A 20,189-nucleotide genomic window follows, 5' to 3' on the forward strand; every position below is an offset into this window, starting at 1 on the left:
GAGCGCTCGCTGGGGACGAGCGAAGCGTGAGAGGAGGGAGAATTCGGGTGCTGGCCCATTCTTGGGGCGACGCTACAAGTTGAGCGTTTGGGGTCAATCTCCGGAGGCTCAGCGCTGGGCGAGGAGGAGGAAAATACCGATCGCCAGGAGCACGAGAAGAACTACCAGCGCGACCTTCCATGGCGAGATGGGGAACTTGGCGTAGGTCTGGCCGGTGACGGCGTTGGCGGCGCCGTGGTAGGTTTTTCCGCGATACTGGTAGGCGAGGATCCAGATCGGGCAGAGGATGTGCTTGAAGGTCTTGTCCGAGTAATCGGGTTGGATGCGGAGGTTGCGGTAGGTGTCGCCGGGCACCTCGCGGGCGCACATTTCCCTCAGCATGCCCTCCATGACGCCGAAGCCGGTGCGCGCGGCCTGCAGCAGCGGGATCTGGTACTGCTCGACGTCCCAGCCGGAAACGTAGCGGGTTTCGTAGGGAATCAGGTCCTTGGTGGGAAACGGCTCGAGCTTGGAGAGAATGGTCGGATCGACGCCCTGCGAGCCGGCGACGAGGATGTCGTCGAACCAGGTCGAAACGTGCCCGCTCGCCGGCCGCCAACGGACTTTCCTCTCCTGGTAGGTCTGCGTTTTCCCGTCGGGACCGCGTCGGGTACGGGTGACGTAGTAGTAGGTGCCGCTGTCGGCCGTCCACGGACACTCGGCGGCGCTGTCGAAGGTCCAGTAGGGCAGGTAGATGCCGTGGATGCGGTCGACGAGGTTGCGGCGCTTGAGATCGCCGGGCGCGAACCACTTCGAGCCGAGGAAGTGCTTCAGGTGATGGTAGGCCTGCTCCTTGGAAACGATGGCCGGCAGGAGGGATTCCGGCCGGACGGGTGCCTCGATCTCCTCGTAGTCGAGCATTTCCGGCGAGCCGCAGAAATCGCAGCTCTTGCCGACGTTCGAGGCATCGCGGGTGAGAACCGCGTGACAGTGGGTGCACTGGACCTTGCGCTCGGTGGTGCGGACGGACGAGGCCTTGTCGCCGAGCTGGGCGAGCATGGCATCGAGATCGTGCTCCTCGATCGAGCCGGGTGGCGGCGGTGGCGCGACGCGGTCGAAAACCGTGCCGCAGTAGGGGCAGACCAGCTTGCGCTTGGCGGGATCCCACTCGCCCTTGCCGCCGCATTCGGGGCACACGTGGCGCTCCAACGACCGCACCTCGGCGGCCGAGCCGCGGAGGTTCGGCAGCGGCGGCGGGACGCGCTTCTTTTCGACGACGAGCGGGGAGGTGTCGGCCTCGTCCGGTTCGGCGTCGCTAGGGAAAGGTGGTGGCTCGGGGGCCATGGTTCAGACACAGGCGGGACGCCTGTGCTCCCTTACTTGGCGAGGAACTCGTCGAGGGCGGCGCGGGTGATGCGGTGGGCGGACCCGATCTTCTTGGCGGGCAGGTTGCCGGCCTCGATCTCGGCCATCACGTCGGCCTCGGTGACGCCGAGCATGCGGGCGACGGTCGGCGGGTCGAGGATGTCGGGGTTTTGCGCCACCGGCGCGGCGGCACCGGGCTGGCCGGGAAGCGGCGGCGGCGAGCCGGCCATGCCGGAGGTCTTCATCATTTCCTGTGCCATGGCGAAGCCGATCGCCATCTCGCTGGCCATGCCGCCCGCGCCGCCTCCGCCCTCGCCCTTGGCCATGCCCTGGCCCATCTGGTATTTGACGTAGTCGTTGAGGTTGCCGATGGCGGACATGGCGGAGCGCTTGTCGATGGCTTCCTCGACTTCCGGCGGGACGCTGACGTTTTCGACGATGAACGAGGCGACCTCGATGCCGTATTTCGTCGAAATGGCGGGGTTGATGATGGGCAGCAGCGCGTCGCCGAGTTCGGAGTAGCGGGTGGCGACGTCGAGCACCGGCACGTGGGCCTGGGCGAGGGCTTCGGAGAAGATGCTGACGACCCGCGAGCGCATGGTGTCGGCGAACTCATCGACGCGGAAGTCGTGATCGGAACCGGCGACCTCCTTGAGGAAGGTCTGCACGTTGACGACCTTGAAATCATACGTGCCGAAGGCGCGGGCGCGGACGATGCCGAAGTCCGGATCGCGCAACATGATGGGATTCGAGGTGCCCCACTTGTTGCCGGTGAAAAGGCGGGTGTTGACGAAATAAACGTCGGCCTTGAAGGGCGACTGGAAGCCGTATTTCCAGCCCTTGAGGCGGGTCAGGACCGGGATGTTGTCGGTGGTCAGCGTGTGCTTGCCGGGACCGAAGGTGTCGCCGAACTGGCCAAGATAGACGAACTGCGCGGTCTGGCTTTCGCGGACGATGAGCTGGGCGCCGTTCTTGATCGCCTTGTCGTCGTCGGGAAAGCGCCAGGCGATGGTGTCGCGTGAATCGTCCTGCCACTCGATGATTTCGAGCAGCTCACCTTTGATGAAATCCATGATGCCCATAGTCGTGATCGTCTGAGGTTGGGTGGCATCTTGGCCGTTAGGCGGTGCGGGGGGCAATGAGAAATCCGGGACGGAAATGGAACCGGCGCGCCGCAATTCGATCTTGGCCGCGGGGCGGGTCCGGCGGATGCTCGCCGACGTGTCGCCCGACTGGCATCAGTGGTTTGTTTTCGCTCTCACGATCGCGATTTTCGCGGCCTTCCTGTGGGATCGCTGGTCCGTGGAGCTGGTGGCGCTCGGCGGGGCCGGGGCTTTGTTGCTGACCGGCATCATCGACCGCGACGACCTGCTGGCCGCCTTCGCCAACCCGGCGCCGGTGACCATCGGCGCGCTCTTCATCATCAGCGCCGCGCTGGAAAAAACCGGCCAGATCGCGCGGCTGGGCGAGCTTTTCAACTCGGTCGCCAAGGGCAGCGAGCACCGGGCGCTGGTCGCCATCCTGATCGGTTGCACCGTCTGTTCGGCCTTTATCAACAACACCCCGCTGGTGGTGATCCTGCTGCCGGTGATCCTCGGATTTTGCCGCGACAGCGGTGCCAAGCCCTCGCGGCTGCTCATCCCGCTGTCCTACGCCACCATTCTCGGCGGGACCTGCTCGATGGCCGGCACTTCGACGAACATCCTCGTCGACGGCATCGCCCGCAACCAGGGCCTGGCTCCCTTCCACCTGTTCGCGATCGCGCCGCTCGGCATCATCTACGCGCTGGTCGGCGGGCTTTACCTGGTGCTTTTCGGAAAAAAACTGCTGCCTGCGCGCGACACGCTGGCCACGCTGCTCGATGCCACACGGGGACGCGAATTCCTCATCCAGGCGGCCGTGACCGAGGGCTCGTCGCTGATCGGAAAGTCGGTCATCGAGGCCATGAGCGGCCGCTCCCGCAAGCTGCGCGTGATGGAAGTCCGGCGTCGCGGCCGGGTGCTCGACGCTTCGCTCGGCGAGATCCGCCTTGAAGTCGGCGACCGTTTGCTGATCCGCACCGGCACCAAGGGCGTGGCCGAGCTGCACCGCTCGGAGGGCGTCAACGTCGGCCTCGGTGAAAGCGACCTGGCGCCGATGGAGCAACGGGAAGCCGTGCTGTTGGAGGGCATGATCGGGCCGAACTCCTCGCTGGTCGGCCGCACGCTCAAGGAGATTGCTTTCCGCCAACGCTTCGGTGCCCTGATCCTGGCCATCCACCGCGAGGGGCAGAACATCACGCGGGATTTTGAAACGCTGACCCTCGAATTCGGCGATACCCTGCTGGTCGAGGGCGCGCGGGAAGGCATCGAGCGGCTCAAGGCGGAGCGGGACTTCATCACCCTGTCCGAGCCGCGGCCGGAGTCGTTCAACCTCCGCAAGGCCCCTTTCGCCCTCGGCGGGATCGGGCTGTTCGTGTTCCTCGCGTCGTTCGATTTCCGCTGGATCGGGCTCGATCTGAATCTCGACACCTTCTCCGCCGCCTTCATTGCCGCCCTTTTCGTGCTGCTCACGAAATGCCTGCGGCCGCGCGAGGCCTACGAGGCGGTCGATTGGAAAATCCTGCTGTTGATCATCGGCATGCTGGTGCTTGGCACCGCCATGGAAAAGACCGGTGCGGCCCGGACGCTGGCGGAGCTGGTGGCTACCAAGCTGGAGCCGCTCGGGCCTTGGGGAATCCTTTGTGGCATCTATTTGCTGGCCAGCATCATGACGGAAATGGTGTCCAACAACGCCGTGGCGGTGGTCCTCGCGCCGATCGCGATCCGCATCGCCGAGGCGGTCGATGTTTCTCCAACGCCCTTCCTGGTGGCGGTCATGTTCGGCGCCAGCGCGTCGTTCGCCACGCCGATCGGCTACCAGACGAACACCTACGTGTTCGGTGCCGGCGGCTACAAGTTCAAGGACTTCGTGAAGGTCGGCCTGCCACTGAACCTGACCTTGTGGGTCGTGGCCTCCGTCGCGATTCCGCTGATTTGGCCGTTCTGAAAAGCGGGGCGGCGGGCATCGACCGCCGGGCGGGGGGGCTGGAGGGGGGCAGTTGAAGGAGCGACTTGGAGGTCTTGGAAGTGCCGCCACCGTGGGGTGAGTCGGGCTGCCGCCTGCCCGCCGCGGGGCGGCGGGCATCGACCGCCGGGCGGGGGGGCTGAAGGGGGTCAGTTGAAGGAGCGACTTGGAGGTCTTGGAAGTGCAGCCACCGTGGGGTGAGTCGGGCTGCCGCCTGCTCGGAGCCATTCCGCCGGGGGTCCCGCTGCGACGCCCCTGCCCGGCGGTCGATGTCCGCCGCCCCCATCGCTGGTGGGCACGAGTCGGGCTGCCGCTTGCTCGGAGCCATTCCGCCGGGGGGCCCGCTGCGACACCCCTGCCCGGCGGTCGATGCCCGCCGCCCCCATCGCTGGTGGGCACGAGTCGGGCTGCCGCTTGCTCGGCACCATTCCGCCGGGGGTCCGACTGCGACAACCCTGCCCGGCGGTCGATGCCCGCCGCCCCCCATCACAAATCCAGCATGTGCGTGATGTGGGCGGCGGTCAGCTCGCCCATCGTCCGGCAGTCGCGGAAAATGTCGGTGTGGTGATACTTGGCGAGATCCTTCGAGAGCTGCACCACGTGCTCGCGCGGCGCGAGTTCCTCCCGCTGCATCACGCCGAGCAGGGCCTTGAGCCGGCCACTCTCGACCTTGGCCCGCCGCGTCATCTGCGCGTGCTCCTCGGCCACATATTGCTCGATTGCCCGCCGGTTCAGCACCTCGAAGGCCAGCCGGGTGACGGTGCGGTTCGAGTCGAAGTGGTATGCCAGGTAGATCTTGCCCTTTCCCTGGTAGCTCTGCTGGTCGAAGTCGATCGGCCGCACGCGGTACTGCACCTCCTCGAAGTCCGGCGTGATCTCGACCACGTAGTTCACGCTCCGCATGTCGCCCAGCAGGCGGATGAAGCAGCGCTCGTTGAACTTGGTGAACTCCTTGGCGATCCGGACCTTGTTGAGGCCCTTTCGTTTCATGTGCTCGTGCTGATAGACGTCGCCCGGCACGCCGGCGATGTGCTCCTCGATCAGCGTGTTCCCCTTTACCAGATAGTTGATTCGGCTGGGCGAAAGGATGTGCTCCAGCTCCAGGCCGTAGATCCGCGAGGCGTCGGCGTGCTTGACGTAGAAATAGTCCGAGTTGTCGTTGTCGAGGTTGGTGATGCGGATCCGGAAGGGCCGGGAATTCCCGAACTCTCCGAAATCGATGCGGTCGACCAGCAGGTGGTCGTGCCTTTCAGTGGCGCCCCCGACTTTCAGCTCGGTGTAGATCTCCGTCAGCTTCGGCCGCAGCTCGGCCATGTGCTGGGGCTCGTAAAACACCGTCAGCCAAAGCGTTTCCTTGCCCGTGGGGTCTTCGTAGGGGATCGACCCGGAAAAGTGGAACAGGTCGTCGTAGACCTGCGGGATCTCCCGCATGCGGTCGAAGTGGTAGAGATACTGCCACAACGGCGGGCTGACCGGATAGCGCTGCTTGCGGCGCGAAATCATCGCCATGCCGGCGGATCATGCCCGGCAGCCTCGGCGATGGCCAGCCCGGGTGCGGATTTCCGGTGTCAGCCGGACCCGGGCACAAGGCGTGCTTGCCATGGCAAGGGCGGTCGTCATTCCCTCCCGCGCAAACATGAGCAAGGGACTCGCCATATTCACCTCAGGAGGAGATTCGGCCGGCATGAACCCGGCCGTGAAGTGCGCCGCCGAATACGCCGCGCGGATGGGCTACAAGCCGTGGGTCGTCTACGACGGCCTGCGCGGGCTCATCGACGACAAGTTCGCCGAGGCCGACAAGGCGCTCATGTCCGGCATCCTCCACCGCGGCGGGACTTTCCTGCGCTCGTCCCGCTCGAAGCGCTTCTTCGATATCGAGTTCCGCCGCCAGGCCTTTGAAAACCTCCAGAAGCGGGGGATTGAAAAACTGATCGTCGTCGGTGGCGACGGCTCGTTCCGGGCGATGAACCAGTTCTATGCCGACTTCGGCATCCCCTTCGCCGGCATCCCTGCGACCATCGACAACGACATTCCGGAAACCGACTACTGCCTCGGCGTCGACACGGCCCTCAACATGATCCGCCAGTCGGTCGATTCGATCCGCGACACGGCCGACTCGTTTTCCCGTGCCTTCGTCATCGAGGTGATGGGCCGCCACTGCGGCTACCTCGCCATGGTCAGTGCGCTGGCCTGCGGGGCGGAGATCTGCCTGACGCCCGAGCTGCCCTACAACCTCGACTCCATCGGCGAGCGGCTGCGGGCGGACTTCAAGCGCGGCCGGAACTACATCCTGGCGATCGTTGCGGAAGGCACCAAGATGGGCGACTACCTCACCCGCTGGATCAATGACACCATCGGCATGGAAGCCCGGCTCACCGTGCTCGGCCACGTCCAGCGCGGCGGCTCGCCGACGGTGCGGGACCGCCTCATGGCCTACAAGTTCGCCGTCGGGGCCGTGGATGCCCTCGAGCGCGGCGAGAAGGACTCGATCATGATCTACCGCGACGGGACCTACGCCACCAAGCCGATCCACGAAGTCTGCGATTCCCGCTATCAGCTGGACCCCACCGTGCTCCGCCTCTGCCGGCCGCTGTGCCAGTGAGCGCGGCGTGCGGGAAGTTGGAACTTGGCACCTGCCGGTCCGGCGCGAAGCTGCCGCCGTGCCTGCGTTTCCCCTGATCGTCGGCCTCGGCAACCCGGGGCGGCAGTATGAAAACACCCGCCACAACGTCGGCTTCATGGTGCTCGACCGGCTGGCCGCGGAGGCCGGCGTGGGATTCGAGTCGAAGCCGAAATGGCAGGCCCACCTCGCCAAGCTGCCGGACGGCACCTTGCTGGTGAAACCGCAGACCTTCATGAACCTGAGCGGCCGCTCCGTGCGGCAGATCGCTTCGTTTCACAAATGGGCGCCGGACGACCTGCTGGTGGTGTACGACGATGCCGCCCTGCCGCTCGGCCGACTGCGGTTGCGGGAAAAAGGCAGCGCCGGCGGGCACAACGGAATCCGCTCGATGATCGAGCACCTGGGGTCGGAATCGTTTCCACGGCTGAAGGTGGGAATCGGCGCGGCGGGGCCGGGAAACATGACCGGACACGTGCTCGGGAGCTTCCGCGAGGAGGAGCGGGAGGTGCTGGAAAACACGCTTGCAAGCGCGGTTTCAGCCGTTCAGCTTGCGCGTTCCCAAGGGTTCGCGACCGCCGCGAACCGCTACAACGCCACCTCTCCTCCATCCCAGAATGCAGACCATGAGCCGCAATTACGAAGGCCTGATCATCCTTAACACCAAGGGTCTCGACAGCAGCGTCGAGGACCTCGTCCAAGCGATCGGCAAGGAAATCGAAGCCGAGGGCGCCAAGCTTGAGGAAGTGAAGCCGATCGGCCGCCGCCAGTTCGCCTATCCGCAGAAGAACGCCGAGAGCGGCCACTACGTGAACTACCACTTCTCCGCCGATCCGAGCGTGATCGATGCCATCCAGAAGCGCCTGAAGCTCAACCCGCAGGTGCAGCTTCAGCACTACCAGGCCCGCTGAGGCCCGGTTCTGTTCACGGGAACAGTTTTTTTGACGGGCGGCGTGGGTGCTGCCCAAGCTTCAGACCGCCATGGCCAACCTGAACAAAGTCCTGCTGCTGGGCAACCTGACCCGCGACCCCGAGCTGCGTTACACGCCAAAGGGCACCGCGGTGGCCGACCTTTCCATCGCCGTCAATCGCCGGGTCTCGGACGGTTCGGGCAACTGGAGTGACGAGACGACCTTCGTCGACGTCACCGTGTGGGGAAACACCGCGGAAAACTCACAGAAGTACCTTACCAAGGGCCGCGGCGTGTTCATCGAGGGCCGGCTCCAGCTCGATACCTGGGAGGACAAGCAGAGCGGCCAGAAGCGCAGCAAGCTGAAGGTCGTGGGCGAAACCGTCCAGTTCCTTCCCGACGGTCGCGGAGGTTCCGGCTCCGGGGGTGCCAGCCGTCCCGCCGAAAGCGGGTCGAGCGGCCCGCCGCAAGGAGGCTCCGCCGCCTCGCCGGAGGATTACGAGGACGAGGGCGACGACATCCCGTTCTGAGAACGGCTCCGCCGCGGTCTGAACGTCCAAGGTCGAAAAGTCTCAAAGTCCGAACTGCCGGCTGGGTCCGCGGTTCGGACTTTTGGCGTGATGGCGAGCTCCGAACTGCCGGCTTGGCTCGCCGTCCGGACCTCGGGACTTTCGACTTTCAGCCCTTCGACGCGATTTCGAGCCAACCGGCTTTGAGCTTTTCGGCCCGTGCGAGGCAGTCGTCGAGGTCCGGGCCGGTGAGGTTGGCGTGGCCCATTTTGCGGCGTCCGCGGGCGTGGTGCTTGCCGTAGAGGTGCAGGTAGGCCTGCGGGTCGGCGAAGAGCGGGGTCCAATCCGGCGCCGTGGTTTCCTCCGGCCACATATCGCCGAGGAGATTGAGCATGACCACCGGCGTGAGCAGTCGGGTGGAGGCCAGCGGGTGGCCGCAGATGGCGCGCAGCTGCTGCTCGAACTGCGAGGTGGCGCAGGCGTCGAGCGTGTGGTGGCCGCTGTTGTGCGGCCGGGGGGCCATCTCGTTGACCAGCAGGGTGCCGTCTTTCAGCATGAAAAACTCGACCCCCAGGATGCCGCGGTAGTTGAGCGCCTCGGCTACGCCGGTGGCGATTTTTTGCGCCTCCGCCGCGACCTCGGGGCTGATGCGGGCGGGCACGATGGAAAGATCGAGCACGTGGTGGCGGTGCTGGTTTTCCGCCGGATCGTAGCACGCGAACTTGCCGCGGCCGTTGCAGGCGACCATGACGGAAAGCTCCAGCTTGAAGGGGACGAAGGCTTCGAGCACGGCGCGGGCGCCATCGAAATCGCGCCAGATGGCCTCCGCGTCGTCGCCGTCCTCGATCTTGCGCTGGCCTTTGCCATCGTAGCCGAAGTCGGCGGTCTTGAGCACGGCGGGGGTGCCGATTTCCTTGAGGGCATCGGCGAGTTCCTCGGCGCTGGAGACCACGGCGAACTCGGCGCAGGGGATGCCGTTGGACTGAAGGAAGGTTTTTTCCCGCTCGCGGTTCTGGCAGATGGCGAGGGCGTCGGGCGAGGGGTGGATTGGGATTTCCCCGGCCACGGCCTCCAAGGTGCCGTGCGGGATGTTTTCAAACTCGACCGTGGCGACATCGACGCGGGCCACGAAGTCGTGCAGCGCGCCGGGGTCGTTGAAGGGCAGGTCGATGGCATCATCGGCCACCACCATGGCGGGTGCCTCGAGGGCCCCGGTCCAGACGAGGGTGGAGTAGCCCATGCGGCGGGCGGCCATGCAGAACATGCGGCCGAGTTGTCCGCCGCCGATGATGCCGACGGTCGATCCGGGAGGGAAGACGTCCATGGGAAAGCGGGTCAGGAAAGGGCGGGGAGTTCGGCGGCCTTGACGGTGGCGTTCTGGTTGTCGCGAAAGGCCTGGAGCTTGGTCAGCAGGCCGGCGTTTTCCCCGGCGAGCATGGCGGTGGCGAAGAGGGCGGCATTGATCGCGCCGGCCTTGCCGATGGCGAAGGTGGCGGTGGGGATGCCGCCGGGCATCTGGACGATGGAGAGCAGCGAGTCCATGCCCTTGAGGGCCTTGGATTCGACGGGCACGCCGAGCACGGGCAGGTCGGTGATGGCGGCGGTCATGCCCGGCAGGTGGGCGGCCCCGCCGGCGCCGGCGATGATGCACTTCAGCCCGCGCCCGCGGGCTTCGCTGGCGTAGGAGAAGAGCTTGTCCGGAGTGCGGTGGGCGCTGACGACCTCCGCCTCCCAGGCGATCCCGAAATCCTCAAGCGTGCGGGCGGCATGTTCCATGGTGGGCCAGTCCGAAGTGCTGCCCATGATGATGCCGACGAGTGCGTCTGCCATGCGCCAAGCGTGGCGGGGGAAGGCGGGGTTTCAAGCGCCAAGTGCCCCGGGGTGGCGGCTGCGCCGCGGGCTTGGTGCTTGGTGCTTGGTGCTTGGTGCTTGGTGCTTGGTGCTTGGTGCTTGGTGCTTGGTGCTTGGTGCTTGGTGCTTGGTGCTTGGTGCTTGGTGCTTGGTGCTTGGTGCTTGGTCGTGGTCCGTGGTCCGTGGTCCGTGGTCCGTGGTCCGTGGTCCGAAAAGAAGAACCTTGAGGCGGGGCTCCAGCCTGGGGGCGATCTTCAATCTTCAATCTTCAATCTTCAATCTTCAATCCACCATCTCAGTACCGCGTGCGCTCGGGGAGGGCGGCGTATTCGGCGATGAGCTGGAGGGCTTCGGCGGTCAGCAGGGGAGTGGCGGCGACCTTTCGCTCGTTCTCAGGCTTGGTGAATTCCTCGAAAAATTCGCGGTCGTCGAAGCCGATGGTGGCCGCATCGGCGATGCCGAAGCCGAAGTAGATGCGGGAAATGCGGGCCCAGTGGATGGCGCCGAGGCACATCGGGCAGGGCTGCCCGGTGGTGTAGATCTCGGCCCCGGCCAGGCTGAAATCGCCAAGCCGCGAGCAGGCGTCGCGGATGGCCACGACCTCGCCGTGGGCGGTGGGATCGTGGCTGCCGACCACTTGGTTCCAGCCTTCGCCGATGATCTCGCCCTCGCGCACGACCACGGCCCCGAACGGCCCGCCCGATCCCGAGTTCATGCCTTGTCTCGCCAGCTCGATGGCCCGTCGCATGAAACCTTCGCCCTTGTCCATGTGGTCGATCCTTTCGCCCGGCTCCCGGGCTGTCACTGATTTCCCCGGGGGAAACGCAGAATTCGTTCCAGTTGTCGGGCTGCGTGAGGGGAGCGTGGCCGCCGCCAAGCGGTTCCGCCTCCCGGGACGAGGACATTTCACCTAGCGCGGCCGAGGTCGCTTTGCCATGCTGCGGCACGATGCGAAATCTGCTGCTTTTCTGTGGGCTCGTCCTGGCCGCCGTGTCCTGTGCTCCATCGCCGAGCGGCCCGACCACCAGCTGGAAACGCGATTACTGGGGTCACCGCGCCGGGCCGAAGGGCTTTGCCACGGTGATTCTCGATGCCGGCCATGGCGGGAAGGACTCCGGCGCGGTGTCCGGAAGCACCGGGGCCATGGAAAAAAACCTGGCGCTCGATACCGTGAAGCGCGTCCAGGCGAAACTTCGCGGCCGGGCGAACGTGATCCTGATGCGCTCCGACGACACCTTCGTGGACCTCGACGAGCGGGTCAACCGCGCCAGCCGCCGGGATGGCACCATCCTGGTCAGCATCCACTACAACTCGGGTCCCTCGCGCATGCGCGGACCGGAACTCTACTGGTGGCGGGTCGATAGCTGGGGCCTGGCCACCCGCCTGCAGCGCAATCTCGAAGCCGCGGTGCCCGGCGAGAGCGGCAACCGCGGCCAGGTCCGCCGCCGGCTGCGCCTGACCCGCAACCCGAATGTGCCCAGCGTGCTCGTCGAGTGCGGCTACCTCAGCAACCCCGCCGAGGCCCGCATGTGCAACAACGCCGGCTATCGCGACAAGCTCGCCTCGGCCATCGCCGACGCCATCCTCGACCAGCAGCGCGAGGGTGATCCGGCCGGCTCGTTGCCGCGCCCGATCAATGCGCCGCCGAGCCGTCCGACCGATCCTCCGGGCTCATGAGTTGAAGCATGAAGGCAGCTCCGGCATGGCTTTTGGCGGCGGTGGCGATCGGCTTCGCGGCGGGATTCGCCGCCCGCCGCGCCGGCACGGGTGGACCCGCGGAAACGCAGGCCGCGCCGGCGAACGGGCTTCCGTGGAGCGAACGCCGACCTTTCTCCGCTGACGGCTTGGCGGCCGCGCCCGGGATTTCGTGGAACCCGAAGCACCAGCGGTCGGCCGACACGGTGGAGGACCTCGAACTGCTCGAAGACGGCCCGCTTTACGGCCGGTTGGCCCTTTGGCTGCAGGATGCCGAGGTCGCGGACATCGCGCGGTTCTGGGAAAGCTATCGCCAGCGGGAGGCGACCGACAGCTGGACCATCGACCTGATTTTCTCGCGCTGGACGCGACTCGATCCGCGGGGAGCGATCGCCGCGGTGAAGGGGACCGATCAGGAAGGGATCGCCTGGTGGGCCTGGGGCATGAATTCACCGGAAAAGGCGCTGGCGGCGGTGAAGGCCGAAGCGCCCAGGTATGGCTCGTATGTCCTGCGTTCGGTCGGCCAGTTCCACGGAGGCGAGGCGGGGAAATGGCGGGAGCTCTATCCCGAGTTCGTCGATTGGCGGTCGATCGAGGGCCTGAGCGAAGGTCTCGCCCGCCAGGACCCGCGGGCGGCGCTGGATTTCGCCCTGGAGCACGGGCAGGTGGACGAGGACCGCCTCGTTTCCTGGCTGCGCGATGACCCGGTGGCGGCGATCGATTGGGCCATGCAGAACGACCGCGACCAGCACGGCAGTCAGAACCCGACCCGCATCGTTTTCAACACCCTGCTGCGGGAGGATCCCGAAATGGCGAGCAACCTGATCCACGGGATGCCGGTCGGAAAGACGCGCCACGAGCTGGAGATGGAGCTTTTCCGCCAGACGGCGGATGAAGACCCGGATGCGGCGGAAAAGGCGGCCCGGCAGGCACCCTCGGACCGGATCCGGGTGGAGCAGCTGATGATGGTCGGCAAGGTGCTGCTGCGGGACGATCCGGACCGGGCGTTCGGCCTGTTGGCGGAGGCGCTCGACTTCTGTCCCGACGCCTTGAACGGGGTGAAGCTGCATTTCGGTCCGAACGGGCTTCAGAGCAGCGGGGCGGAGGACGATTCGCTACGGGATCTCCGCAGCCGCCTGGTGGAGGCGGACCCGGAGCGGCTGATGGACATGGTGAGCGGCAGGTTTTCCGAAGAGCAGATGCGGGAGTTCGGCAACGAGGTGTTTCCCCGCTGGGCGGAGGCCGAGCCGCAGGGATTGGCGGAGTGGTTGAACCAGGCCGAGGCCGGCGAGGTCCGGGACCAGGGCGTGTTTCAGCTCAGCAGTTATCTTTCGCAGCTGGGGTCGATCCAGGAGGCGGTCGATTGGGTGAAATCGATGGATGCCTCGACTTACCGGGGCTCGGCCTTGAGCAACGTGGTGCAAATCTCGAACTGGAGCGTCGAGGATTGGCGCGAACTCATCGCGCAGGACGCCTTTTCGGAGTCGGACCGGCGGGCGGTGGAAAACGTCCTGCACTGGAAGGAGCGCCGATGAAATCATGGGTCGTTCTGGGATCGGCCATCACGGCCGGCGTGCTTTCCGCAGCGGCCGGCTGGGCGGCGGCGGGGAAAGCGCCATCGGCAGGCGGTCCGGACTCGGCCCGCCTCACCGAGCGCCATGGAGCCAAGGCCACCCTTCGCCCGCAGAGGTCGCGCGAGGTCGATGAGCGGCTTGCCAAGCTCCACGCGGCACGCAACCCGGAAGACCGCATCCGGCTGGCCGTTGCCTTGGCCCACGAGCTGTCGCTCGACGAACTCCGGCAGTGGTTCGAGGGCAATTGGCTGCGCAACGACGGCGACCTGGCGGCCACGATTTTCTACCGCGTGGCGCGCCAGCGCTGGCTGGAAGAGGATCCGGAAGGGCTGTTCCGCTACGACCTGAAGCACGACTCCGACTATCTGGCGAAGACCGCCGAATGCCTCGGCCAGCGGGATCCCGCTGCCGCTCTTGAGATGATGCGAGGCAAAGGGGCCGCACGCGTGGGGCCGGCTGCGGCTGCGGCCTTGCTCAAGGGTCTCGCCCGGACCGATCCGGCCGCGGCTCGCGAGGCATGGGAGCTTTTCCGCCAGATTCCCGGCGTGACCGACGACTACCGGCTGAATGTCGCCCTCGAGGCGCTGGCCCTCTGGCAGCCCGGGGTGCTTGAGGCGTCGATGGACGAGCTGCCTGACAAGATGCGCCGGCAGGCCCTGACCATCACGACCCGCCTCGCGCTGCAGGCTGATTTTTCCGCGGAAATGGCGCGCCTGGCCGCGGATCCGGACGGCTTCCGGCGTTTCGAGGAGGTGCTCAAGACAGGAGGGGGCGAGCTTTTGCTGCCCGAGCATCTGGGCGACCTGCCGAAGGAGTGGATCGGCTGGCTCGGGGACCGGTTTGCCCGACTCGCCGATGGAGGATCCGCCGAGGCGTGGCTGGACCAGGATCTGGCGGCCATGGGGGTGGACGAGGGAAAGGTGGAACAGATCCGCTTCCAGGCCCTTTTTTCGCTGGTGTGGAGCCATCCGGAGGAGGTTTTCAAACGAATGGCCCACGTCGCCATGACCGCAGATCAGCGGGCAAGTTTGATCCAGCAGACGATGCGGGCCTTGCTGCAACAGGACCCTGAACAAGCACGGCGGATGGCGTCGGAACTCGATGATCCTGAAGATGTTGCTCAAGCCGCCGCGAGCATCGATCAGTACGGAGATGAAAGAGAAGGACAAAGCGAGAAGAAATCCCCCGATCCCCGAACGTGGTTGGAGTCGTTGGTCACTTCCGAATGGGATGACCCATTTGGCGGCGCGCCCACTTATCCCGAGGCGGATGAAGCGAAGAAGGCCGAACTCGTCAGGGAGTTCCGATCCATGGACGAGCCGGCGCGAATCAGCGTCGCCAGGAAGTTGTTTGCCGATGGCGGGACGAGCAGCCCGGCGGGAGATCCGCTGGCGGCCGCCGCGGCGCGGGAGCTGATGCTCCATCCGCCGGAGGGAGCGGACTGGAATGGGACCGAGTTTTCCTCCGACCTCAGCCGCTTTACCGTCAACTGGGCCGACGAGGCGCCCGCCGAGGCCGCCGCCTGGGCCAAGAGCCTGCCCGCCGGCGAGCCGGGCAACCTGGCCGCCCGCAATGTGGCTCTCCGCTGGGCGGATTACGACCCCGCGGCCGCCCGGGCATGGGCCCGTACGCTGCCGGCCGAAATGCGGGCCGCCGTGATGGAAACCCTGGGCCCCGGCCGGTGATTTCCTACCGCTTCGAGGGGGTTTGCCGGATTCCACAGCGCGCCATTGACTCCCGGCAGTCCGCGGCCGAGGATGTCATTCGATATGAAAAAGCTATGGATGGTGGGAGTGGCCGGAGCGGGGTGTCTGGCCGGGAGTTTGCAGGCGAAGGATGTGGAAATCCGGGCCATCACGGTGTTTCAAAACCAGCCACCCGCCGAGGTGTATGTGCACCAGGAGGGGTCGACGTCCCCCGGCACCGCCCTTTCGGTGAAACGCTATCTTAATCGGGAAAGCACCACGCTCGACCTCAAGACCGGCAAGCTGATCCTTACCACGGAAGCCTCGGCCAAAAGCGTGAACGATGAGGCAAAGTGCCTCGGCAAGATCGAGGTGCCGGGCAAGGTCAGCCGCGGAATCCTCGTTTTCGTGCCCGCGGAAGGCGACCAGCCGGCCACCGCGCATCTCGTGGACGATTCCGCCAAGGCTTTCCCGAGTGGCTCGTTCCTGGTGCTCAACCTCACGCCCATGACGGTGCGCGTGGAACTCGAGGGCAAGGATTTCGAATGCTCCGGCAATGCCCAAACCCCGATCAAGGACCCGCCGGTGGATGAACGCAGCGCCTCCGCCATGCGCGCCTTCTACCGCGAACAAGAGGGTGACGAGTGGATCCAGGTCTCCTCCGGCCGCTGGCCTCACCCGGGGAAAAAGCGCGTCCTCCAGGTCGTGATGCGCGATCCCCAGTCGAAGAGCGTCCAGCTCCGCGGCGTCACCGATGTGGTGGAGGTGGACTGATGGAGCGGGCAGCGGTTCCTGCGACCGCAGGGGGTCGCCATGACCATGGAAACACAGGGGCGGAACTGTCATTTTGCCCAGTCGATTTAACTGGTCGAGTGAAGGGTTCCGCGATTCCATGGCTCCCGATGATGAGACGGAAGATAGCGGGCCCCCTCGCGGCGCTGCTGGTGACTTTCTTCGGGGCCAGGCTGGAGGCGAGGACCTGGACCGACGTGCTGGGACGGAAGATTGAAGCGGAACTCATCGCTCACGATGACACCGAAGTCGTGCTCCGGCTGGCCAACGGACGGAACGCGACCGTGCCCCTGTCCAGGTTGTGCGAAGCGGACATTGCCTTTCTCAACGGGGAAACCGAAGAGACGCCGGAGCCCGCTCCGGTGCTGGATTCCGACGACAAGGACGAGCCCGCCGGGGAGCCGCTGCTGAACTGGGATGAGCCTTGGCCCGAGTCCGTCGACTACAAGGCCGACCCCGAGATCAACGTCGTGGAGGAAGACGAAACGGCGAAACGTTGGGTTTATGAATCCTCGCACTATCGATTCATCTGCGATGTCCGGCTTTCGAAGTCGGTGGTCAGCAACTTCGCGGAGATGTTCGAGTCGACACTCCAGTACACCCGCGCCCTGCCCCTCGCCATCACGGGGGGCACCATGCGCGAGGGGCGTTTTGAAATCCTGCTGTTCGAGGAATTCGATGACTACGTGAAGGCCGGCGGGCCGCCCACCAGCGCGGGTGTCTTCATCGGTGGCAAGAACCAGGTCATGGTGCCGCTGGAAAGCCTCGGCGTGCGGAAGGTTGGAAGCGGCTACATGCGGGACCGGGACAAGAGCAACAAGACCTTGGTTCACGAGCTGACCCATCAGCTCACCCCGGGCGGCTACTACATCTACGGGGCCATGGGCTGGTTCACCGAGGGCCTCGCGGAATACTGCGCGGTGACCCCCTATCGCAACGGTCGCTTCAAGGTCCGGAACACCTTCGACTCCCTGAAGGACTATACCACCGGTTATGACCGGAAAACCCAGCGAGGCCGTGCCATCGGTACCTCCTTCTCGGCACCGGACCTCAGGGAGTTCATGTTGATGGATTATGGGGATTTCACCGGGACGAACGCGAACTTCAACTATGCATTCGGCGCGATCGTCACTGGATATTTCGTCCATCTCGATGGTGAGGGCGATGCGGCGCGGCTGAAGAATTTTCTCAAGAAGATCCGGCAAGGCGAGGAGGTGAAGGACGGGGATGGACCGCTTTCAGCCCTCCTCGACGGCCGGACTTGGGATCAGCTCGAAAAAGAGATCGCCAAGGCCTGGAGCCGCAAGGGCGTCGACATCGAGTTCGACTGAAACCGGATCATCCGAGGCGCTGGACGAACCAGGCCAGCGCGATCGCCGCCAGTGCCAGATTCGCCACGGTGCGGAACCGCGGGTAGACGGGAGATTTTCCCCAGCCGAGCGTAAGCACCCAGGCGCTGGAAAGCACCGCCACCTGGGCCGCCTCGACGCCGAGGTTGGCGCAGACCAGCCGCGCGGCGAAGCCATCACCCGCGCCGAGTCCTTTCGCCAATACCGAGGCGAAGCCCATGCCGTGGACCAGGCCGAAGCCGAAGATCACCGCCAGGCGCCACCTGTGGAAATCGCGCACCAGCAGGTTCTCGATCGCCAGCGCGGCGATGCTCAGCGCGATCGCTGGCTCGACCCAGCGGGACGAAGGCGCGATCACCCCCGCCGCGCCGAGCCCGAGCGTGATCGTGTGAGCGATCGTGAAAGCCAGGGATGACCACAGCAGCGGCCGCCATTTCCTGACCAAAAGGAAAATCGCGAGGATGAACAGGATGTGGTCGAGCCCCGCCGGCAGCACGTGCACGAAGCCCTCGCGGAACGCATGGACCAACGCCGGGAGCCCGTGCGGGTGCATGCCGAGGTCCAGCGAGTCGCCGGGTTTCAGCGTCCGATAGGTGTCGTCCGGCAGGCGGACGGCGAGGTCGGGAAAACTCCCCGCGGCAACCGCCAGCGGCGCTTCGAGCGGGACCCGGATTCGGTAGTAGGCGCCGTTCGAAAGCAGGCGCTCGAAGTCCGCCGGATCGTGGTCGAAATCGGGAAAGGAAAGTTCCGCTCCCTTGTCCAAGCCGAGATAGTGGCGGACGTATTCGGCCGATTCCCGCCGCAGCGCCTCGTGCTGCGCGGGCGTCCGGGAAACCAGCCAGTCACGCGTCGGCTGTGGCTCGAAGGGATCATCGCGGGTCTGCGGATCGGCATACCCGACGTCGAACAACAGCTCGATGCCGCCCTCGACCGTCTCGGCATGGAACTGCTCGACGACGTGCGCCCCCGCGGGGGCAGCAAACGCCAAAGCAAAGACAAGGCTGCGAAACGGCGGATTCACTGCGTCGCCAGCCAGTCCTTGAAGGCGGCCTCGTCCATGGTCAGCGGGTGGGCGACCTTCTGTCGGTCGGCCAGGATGGCGAGGCGCTCGGGGATCTCGACCGGGTTCGGCCCGAGTTCCTCGTTCATCACATCAAGGAACTTCGACGGATGCGCGGTTTCCAGCGTGATCGTCTCGCTGCCGGGGTGGTCCTCGCGCCACTGGCGGGCGGCCAGCCAGCCGACCGCGCCGTGCGGATCGATGGTGTAGTCGAGCGTTTCCTTCACCTCGCGGATCGCGGCGCGGGTCTCGTCGTCGGTGTAGGAAACCCCGGAGATCTTCCCGCGCATCGCGTCCCAGGACTTTTCGAAGATGGCCTCCATGCGGGCGAAGTTCGAGGGCGCCCCCACGTCCATTGCGTTCGAGATGGTCGCGGCGCTCGGCCGCGGCGTGTAAGTGCCGCTCTGGAGGTAGGCGGGGACCACGTCGTTGATGTTGGTGGCGGCGACGAACTTCTCCACCGACAGCCCGAGCTGTCGGGCGAGCAGGCCGGCGGTGAGGTTGCCGAAGTTTCCCGACGGGACGACGAACACGGGCTTCGCCTCGATCTGCCGGGCACTATGAATGTAGTAGAAACTCTGCGGGGCCAGGCGGCTGAGGTTGATCGAGTTCGCCGAGGTCAGGTTCATCCGCTCGGACAGCTCGCGGTCGAGGAAAGCGGACTTCACGAGGCGCTGGCAGTCGTCGAAGGTGCCATCGACCTCCAGCGCGTGGATGTTTCCGCCGAGCGTGGTGAGCTGTTTTTCCTGCAGCCCGGAGACTTTTCCCTTCGGGTAAAGAATGAAGACGCGGGTGCCCTCGACGTGGTGGAAGGCGGAGGCGACCGCCCCGCCGGTGTCGCCGGAGGTGGCGACGAGCACGGTCAGTTCGCGGTCCTCAGCGCGGGTCAGCCATGCCATCAGCCGGGCCATGAAACGTGCGCCGAAGTCCTTGAAGGCGAGCGTTGGGCCGTGGAACAGCTCGAGGATGTGATCGCCCGGCGCGAGCGTCACCACCGGGGCGTCGAACTCGAGGGTGCCGTCGACGATTTCCGACAGGGCCTCCTCCGGCACATCCTCGCCGAAAAACGCATCGGCCACGGCGTAGCCGATTTCCTGAAAACTCAGGTCGCGCCAGATCTTCCAGAAATCCTCGCCGAGGGTCGGCAGGGTGTTGGGCATGTAGAGCCCGTTGTCCGGCGGCAGCGAGCGCAGCACGGCTTCCTTCAGGTCGACCTGGTGGGCGGGGTTGTTGGTGGAGTGGTAGAGCATTTCCTGTTGGGGAATAGCGATCTTCAGGGGTTGAGCAGTTGCTCGATGGTCAGTCCGATGTCTTTGGCGATCTGCCTGAGCAGAGGCGGTGAAATGTCGCGCCCCTTGTGGTCTGGCGACCGTCGTTGTGTCGGTATTGGCAGTGCGATTCCTTTTGCCGGATGAGAACGAAGCCATGCCGATCCAGAAGCCGTTTGACCTCTCGCGGCTTGAGAATGGGGATTGGGCCCATGGTCAGACGGTCACGGTCTGGGTGCCGACGAATTCCGATTCTAGCTTCGGTTCACCTTCCTCGAGGAGAAGTTCGATCACTTCCTTCAGATTGGCCTGAAGCTCGTCCAAGCTCTTCGCCTGAGTGTGTGCTCCCGGCCAACCGGGGACGTGAGCGACGAGGTATCCGGTCTCGGGGCATTTCTCAATGATCGCGGTGTAGGCTTTCATGGCTCGGGAAGGGGAGGATGAGGCGGGTGCGGTGGCAAACTAGACCTTTTCCGCCAGCTTCACA

At 65.5% G+C, this 20,189-nt stretch carries 20 protein-coding genes; 10 read left to right on the top strand and 10 right to left on the bottom strand.

Annotated elements, in window-relative coordinates:
* Positions 1-108: 108 nt before the first annotated feature.
* Positions 109-1,323 carry a zinc ribbon domain-containing protein gene (locus ABXH26_RS02120; RefSeq protein WP_353565379.1) on the bottom strand — a complete coding sequence of 405 codons (1,215 nt, stop codon included), beginning with the start codon at positions 1,321-1,323 and terminating at the stop codon, positions 109-111.
* A gap of 32 nt (positions 1,324-1,355) precedes the next feature.
* The gene (locus ABXH26_RS02125) at positions 1,356-2,426 is read right to left on the bottom strand and encodes an SPFH domain-containing protein (RefSeq protein WP_353565380.1); all 1,071 of its coding nucleotides are present in this window, start codon (positions 2,424-2,426) and stop codon (positions 1,356-1,358) included.
* A gap of 76 nt (positions 2,427-2,502) precedes the next feature.
* On the opposite strand from ABXH26_RS02125, the gene ABXH26_RS02130 reads away from it, so the two are divergent.
* Positions 2,503-4,371, top strand: coding sequence for an SLC13 family permease (locus tag ABXH26_RS02130; protein WP_353565381.1), 1,869 nt, complete (start codon positions 2,503-2,505; stop codon positions 4,369-4,371).
* Positions 4,372-4,875: 504 nt separating this feature from the next.
* On the opposite strand, the gene ABXH26_RS02135 is transcribed toward ABXH26_RS02130, so the two are convergent.
* Positions 4,876-5,898 carry a hypothetical protein gene (locus tag ABXH26_RS02135; RefSeq protein WP_353565382.1) on the bottom strand — a complete coding sequence of 341 codons (1,023 nt, stop codon included), beginning with the start codon at positions 5,896-5,898 and terminating at the stop codon, positions 4,876-4,878.
* A gap of 175 nt (positions 5,899-6,073) precedes the next feature.
* Between ABXH26_RS02135 and ABXH26_RS02140 the strand changes: the two genes are divergently transcribed.
* The 4 genes from ABXH26_RS02140 to ABXH26_RS02155 all read left to right on the top strand — a co-directional run bounded on the left by ABXH26_RS02140 (position 6,074) and on the right by ABXH26_RS02155 (position 8,449).
* Positions 6,074-6,991, top strand: coding sequence for a 6-phosphofructokinase (locus ABXH26_RS02140; RefSeq protein WP_434783415.1), 918 nt, complete (start codon positions 6,074-6,076; stop codon positions 6,989-6,991).
* A gap of 58 nt (positions 6,992-7,049) precedes the next feature.
* A complete protein-coding gene (pth, locus tag ABXH26_RS02145) occupies positions 7,050-7,670 on the top strand; it encodes an aminoacyl-tRNA hydrolase (RefSeq protein WP_353565384.1) in 621 nt (206 codons plus the stop codon).
* Complete coding sequence (rpsF, locus tag ABXH26_RS02150) at positions 7,636-7,920, top strand: 30S ribosomal protein S6 (RefSeq protein ID WP_353565385.1); 285 nt, start codon at positions 7,636-7,638, stop codon at positions 7,918-7,920. The genes pth and rpsF overlap by 35 nt, the downstream gene beginning before the upstream one ends.
* A 70-nt stretch (positions 7,921-7,990) precedes the next feature.
* Positions 7,991-8,449, top strand: coding sequence for a single-stranded DNA-binding protein (locus ABXH26_RS02155; protein ID WP_353565386.1), 459 nt, complete (start codon positions 7,991-7,993; stop codon positions 8,447-8,449).
* Between the two features lie 148 nt (positions 8,450-8,597).
* On the opposite strand, the gene ABXH26_RS02160 is transcribed toward ABXH26_RS02155, so the two are convergent.
* The 3 genes from ABXH26_RS02160 to ABXH26_RS02170 form a co-directional block, all read right to left on the bottom strand.
* Complete coding sequence (locus ABXH26_RS02160; RefSeq protein WP_353565387.1) at positions 8,598-9,752, bottom strand: 5-(carboxyamino)imidazole ribonucleotide synthase; 1,155 nt, start codon at positions 9,750-9,752, stop codon at positions 8,598-8,600.
* Between the two features lie 11 nt (positions 9,753-9,763).
* On the bottom strand, positions 9,764-10,258 hold the full coding sequence (purE, locus tag ABXH26_RS02165; RefSeq protein ID WP_353565388.1) for a 5-(carboxyamino)imidazole ribonucleotide mutase: 495 nt from the start codon (positions 10,256-10,258) through the stop codon (positions 9,764-9,766).
* A gap of 316 nt (positions 10,259-10,574) precedes the next feature.
* Positions 10,575-11,048, bottom strand: coding sequence for a nucleoside deaminase (locus ABXH26_RS02170; protein WP_353565389.1), 474 nt, complete (start codon positions 11,046-11,048; stop codon positions 10,575-10,577).
* Between the two features lie 179 nt (positions 11,049-11,227).
* Between ABXH26_RS02170 and ABXH26_RS02175 the strand changes: the two genes are divergently transcribed.
* The 5 genes from ABXH26_RS02175 to ABXH26_RS02195 all read left to right on the top strand — a co-directional run bounded on the left by ABXH26_RS02175 (position 11,228) and on the right by ABXH26_RS02195 (position 17,356).
* Entirely contained in the window at positions 11,228-11,956 is a 729-nt protein-coding gene (locus ABXH26_RS02175) for an N-acetylmuramoyl-L-alanine amidase (protein WP_353565390.1), read from the top strand.
* Positions 11,957-11,964: 8 nt separating this feature from the next.
* Positions 11,965-13,509, top strand: a complete 1,545-nt coding sequence (locus ABXH26_RS02180) for a hypothetical protein (RefSeq protein WP_353565391.1) — start codon at positions 11,965-11,967, stop codon at positions 13,507-13,509.
* Positions 13,506-15,233, top strand: a complete 1,728-nt coding sequence (locus tag ABXH26_RS02185; protein WP_353565392.1) for a hypothetical protein — start codon at positions 13,506-13,508, stop codon at positions 15,231-15,233. Before ABXH26_RS02180 ends, ABXH26_RS02185 begins: the two co-directional genes overlap by 4 nt.
* Before the next feature lie 84 nt (positions 15,234-15,317).
* Positions 15,318-16,007 carry a hypothetical protein gene (locus tag ABXH26_RS02190; RefSeq protein ID WP_353565393.1) on the top strand — a complete coding sequence of 230 codons (690 nt, stop codon included), beginning with the start codon at positions 15,318-15,320 and terminating at the stop codon, positions 16,005-16,007.
* Between the two features lie 131 nt (positions 16,008-16,138).
* Entirely contained in the window at positions 16,139-17,356 is a 1,218-nt protein-coding gene (locus tag ABXH26_RS02195; protein WP_353565394.1) for an SHD1 domain-containing protein, read from the top strand.
* A gap of 7 nt (positions 17,357-17,363) precedes the next feature.
* Here ABXH26_RS02195 and ABXH26_RS02200 read toward each other — a convergent pair whose 3' ends face one another.
* From ABXH26_RS02200 to ABXH26_RS02215, 4 genes are read right to left on the bottom strand one after another with little or no spacing between them, the layout of a single operon-like run.
* Entirely contained in the window at positions 17,364-18,362 is a 999-nt protein-coding gene (locus ABXH26_RS02200) for a HupE/UreJ family protein (RefSeq protein ID WP_353565395.1), read from the bottom strand.
* A 29-nt stretch (positions 18,363-18,391) separates the two neighbouring features.
* Positions 18,392-19,684 (bottom strand): threonine synthase, encoded by a 1,293-nt coding sequence (thrC, locus tag ABXH26_RS02205; protein WP_353565396.1) that lies wholly within the window; start codon positions 19,682-19,684, stop codon positions 18,392-18,394.
* Positions 19,685-19,733: 49 nt separating this feature from the next.
* Positions 19,734-19,916: a type II toxin-antitoxin system HicA family toxin gene (locus ABXH26_RS02210; protein ID WP_353565397.1), complete on the bottom strand. Its 183-nt coding sequence runs from the start codon at positions 19,914-19,916 to the stop codon at positions 19,734-19,736.
* 2 nt (positions 19,917-19,918) lie between these two features.
* Positions 19,919-20,125 (bottom strand): type II toxin-antitoxin system HicB family antitoxin, encoded by a 207-nt coding sequence (locus ABXH26_RS02215; protein WP_353565398.1) that lies wholly within the window; start codon positions 20,123-20,125, stop codon positions 19,919-19,921.
* Between the last annotated feature and the right edge of the window lie 64 nt (positions 20,126-20,189).

It is taken from the genome of Haloferula sargassicola, assembly GCF_040362925.1.
GTDB classification, from domain to species: domain Bacteria; phylum Verrucomicrobiota; class Verrucomicrobiia; order Verrucomicrobiales; family Akkermansiaceae; genus Haloferula; species Haloferula sargassicola.

What these genes read in the sequence shown, in the direction of transcription:
- ABXH26_RS02175 (WP_353565390.1), top strand. Translation starts at nt 11,228, where the DNA reads ATGCGAAATCTGCTGCTTTTCTGTGGGCTCGTCCTGGCCGCCGTGTCC.
- ABXH26_RS02190 (WP_353565393.1), top strand. Translation starts at nt 15,318, where the DNA reads ATGAAAAAGCTATGGATGGTGGGAGTGGCCGGAGCGGGGTGTCTGGCC.
- ABXH26_RS02155 (WP_353565386.1), top strand. Translation starts at nt 7,991, where the DNA reads ATGGCCAACCTGAACAAAGTCCTGCTGCTGGGCAACCTGACCCGCGAC.
- ABXH26_RS02130 (WP_353565381.1), top strand. Translation starts at nt 2,503, where the DNA reads ATGGAACCGGCGCGCCGCAATTCGATCTTGGCCGCGGGGCGGGTCCGG.
- ABXH26_RS02215 (WP_353565398.1), bottom strand. Translation starts at nt 20,125, where the DNA reads ATGAAAGCCTACACCGCGATCATTGAGAAATGCCCCGAGACCGGATAC.
- ABXH26_RS02160 (WP_353565387.1), bottom strand. Translation starts at nt 9,752, where the DNA reads ATGGACGTCTTCCCTCCCGGATCGACCGTCGGCATCATCGGCGGCGGA.
- ABXH26_RS02125 (WP_353565380.1), bottom strand. Translation starts at nt 2,426, where the DNA reads ATGGGCATCATGGATTTCATCAAAGGTGAGCTGCTCGAAATCATCGAG.
- rpsF (WP_353565385.1), top strand. Translation starts at nt 7,636, where the DNA reads ATGAGCCGCAATTACGAAGGCCTGATCATCCTTAACACCAAGGGTCTC.
- ABXH26_RS02195 (WP_353565394.1), top strand. Translation starts at nt 16,139, where the DNA reads ATGAGACGGAAGATAGCGGGCCCCCTCGCGGCGCTGCTGGTGACTTTC.
- ABXH26_RS02210 (WP_353565397.1), bottom strand. Translation starts at nt 19,916, where the DNA reads ATGGGCCCAATCCCCATTCTCAAGCCGCGAGAGGTCAAACGGCTTCTG.
- ABXH26_RS02170 (WP_353565389.1), bottom strand. Translation starts at nt 11,048, where the DNA reads ATGGACAAGGGCGAAGGTTTCATGCGACGGGCCATCGAGCTGGCGAGA.
- ABXH26_RS02140 (WP_434783415.1), top strand. Translation starts at nt 6,074, where the DNA reads ATGAACCCGGCCGTGAAGTGCGCCGCCGAATACGCCGCGCGGATGGGC.
- purE (WP_353565388.1), bottom strand. Translation starts at nt 10,258, where the DNA reads ATGGCAGACGCACTCGTCGGCATCATCATGGGCAGCACTTCGGACTGG.
- ABXH26_RS02185 (WP_353565392.1), top strand. Translation starts at nt 13,506, where the DNA reads ATGAAATCATGGGTCGTTCTGGGATCGGCCATCACGGCCGGCGTGCTT.
- ABXH26_RS02180 (WP_353565391.1), top strand. Translation starts at nt 11,965, where the DNA reads ATGAAGGCAGCTCCGGCATGGCTTTTGGCGGCGGTGGCGATCGGCTTC.
- thrC (WP_353565396.1), bottom strand. Translation starts at nt 19,684, where the DNA reads ATGCTCTACCACTCCACCAACAACCCCGCCCACCAGGTCGACCTGAAG.
- ABXH26_RS02120 (WP_353565379.1), bottom strand. Translation starts at nt 1,323, where the DNA reads ATGGCCCCCGAGCCACCACCTTTCCCTAGCGACGCCGAACCGGACGAG.
- ABXH26_RS02135 (WP_353565382.1), bottom strand. Translation starts at nt 5,898, where the DNA reads ATGGCGATGATTTCGCGCCGCAAGCAGCGCTATCCGGTCAGCCCGCCG.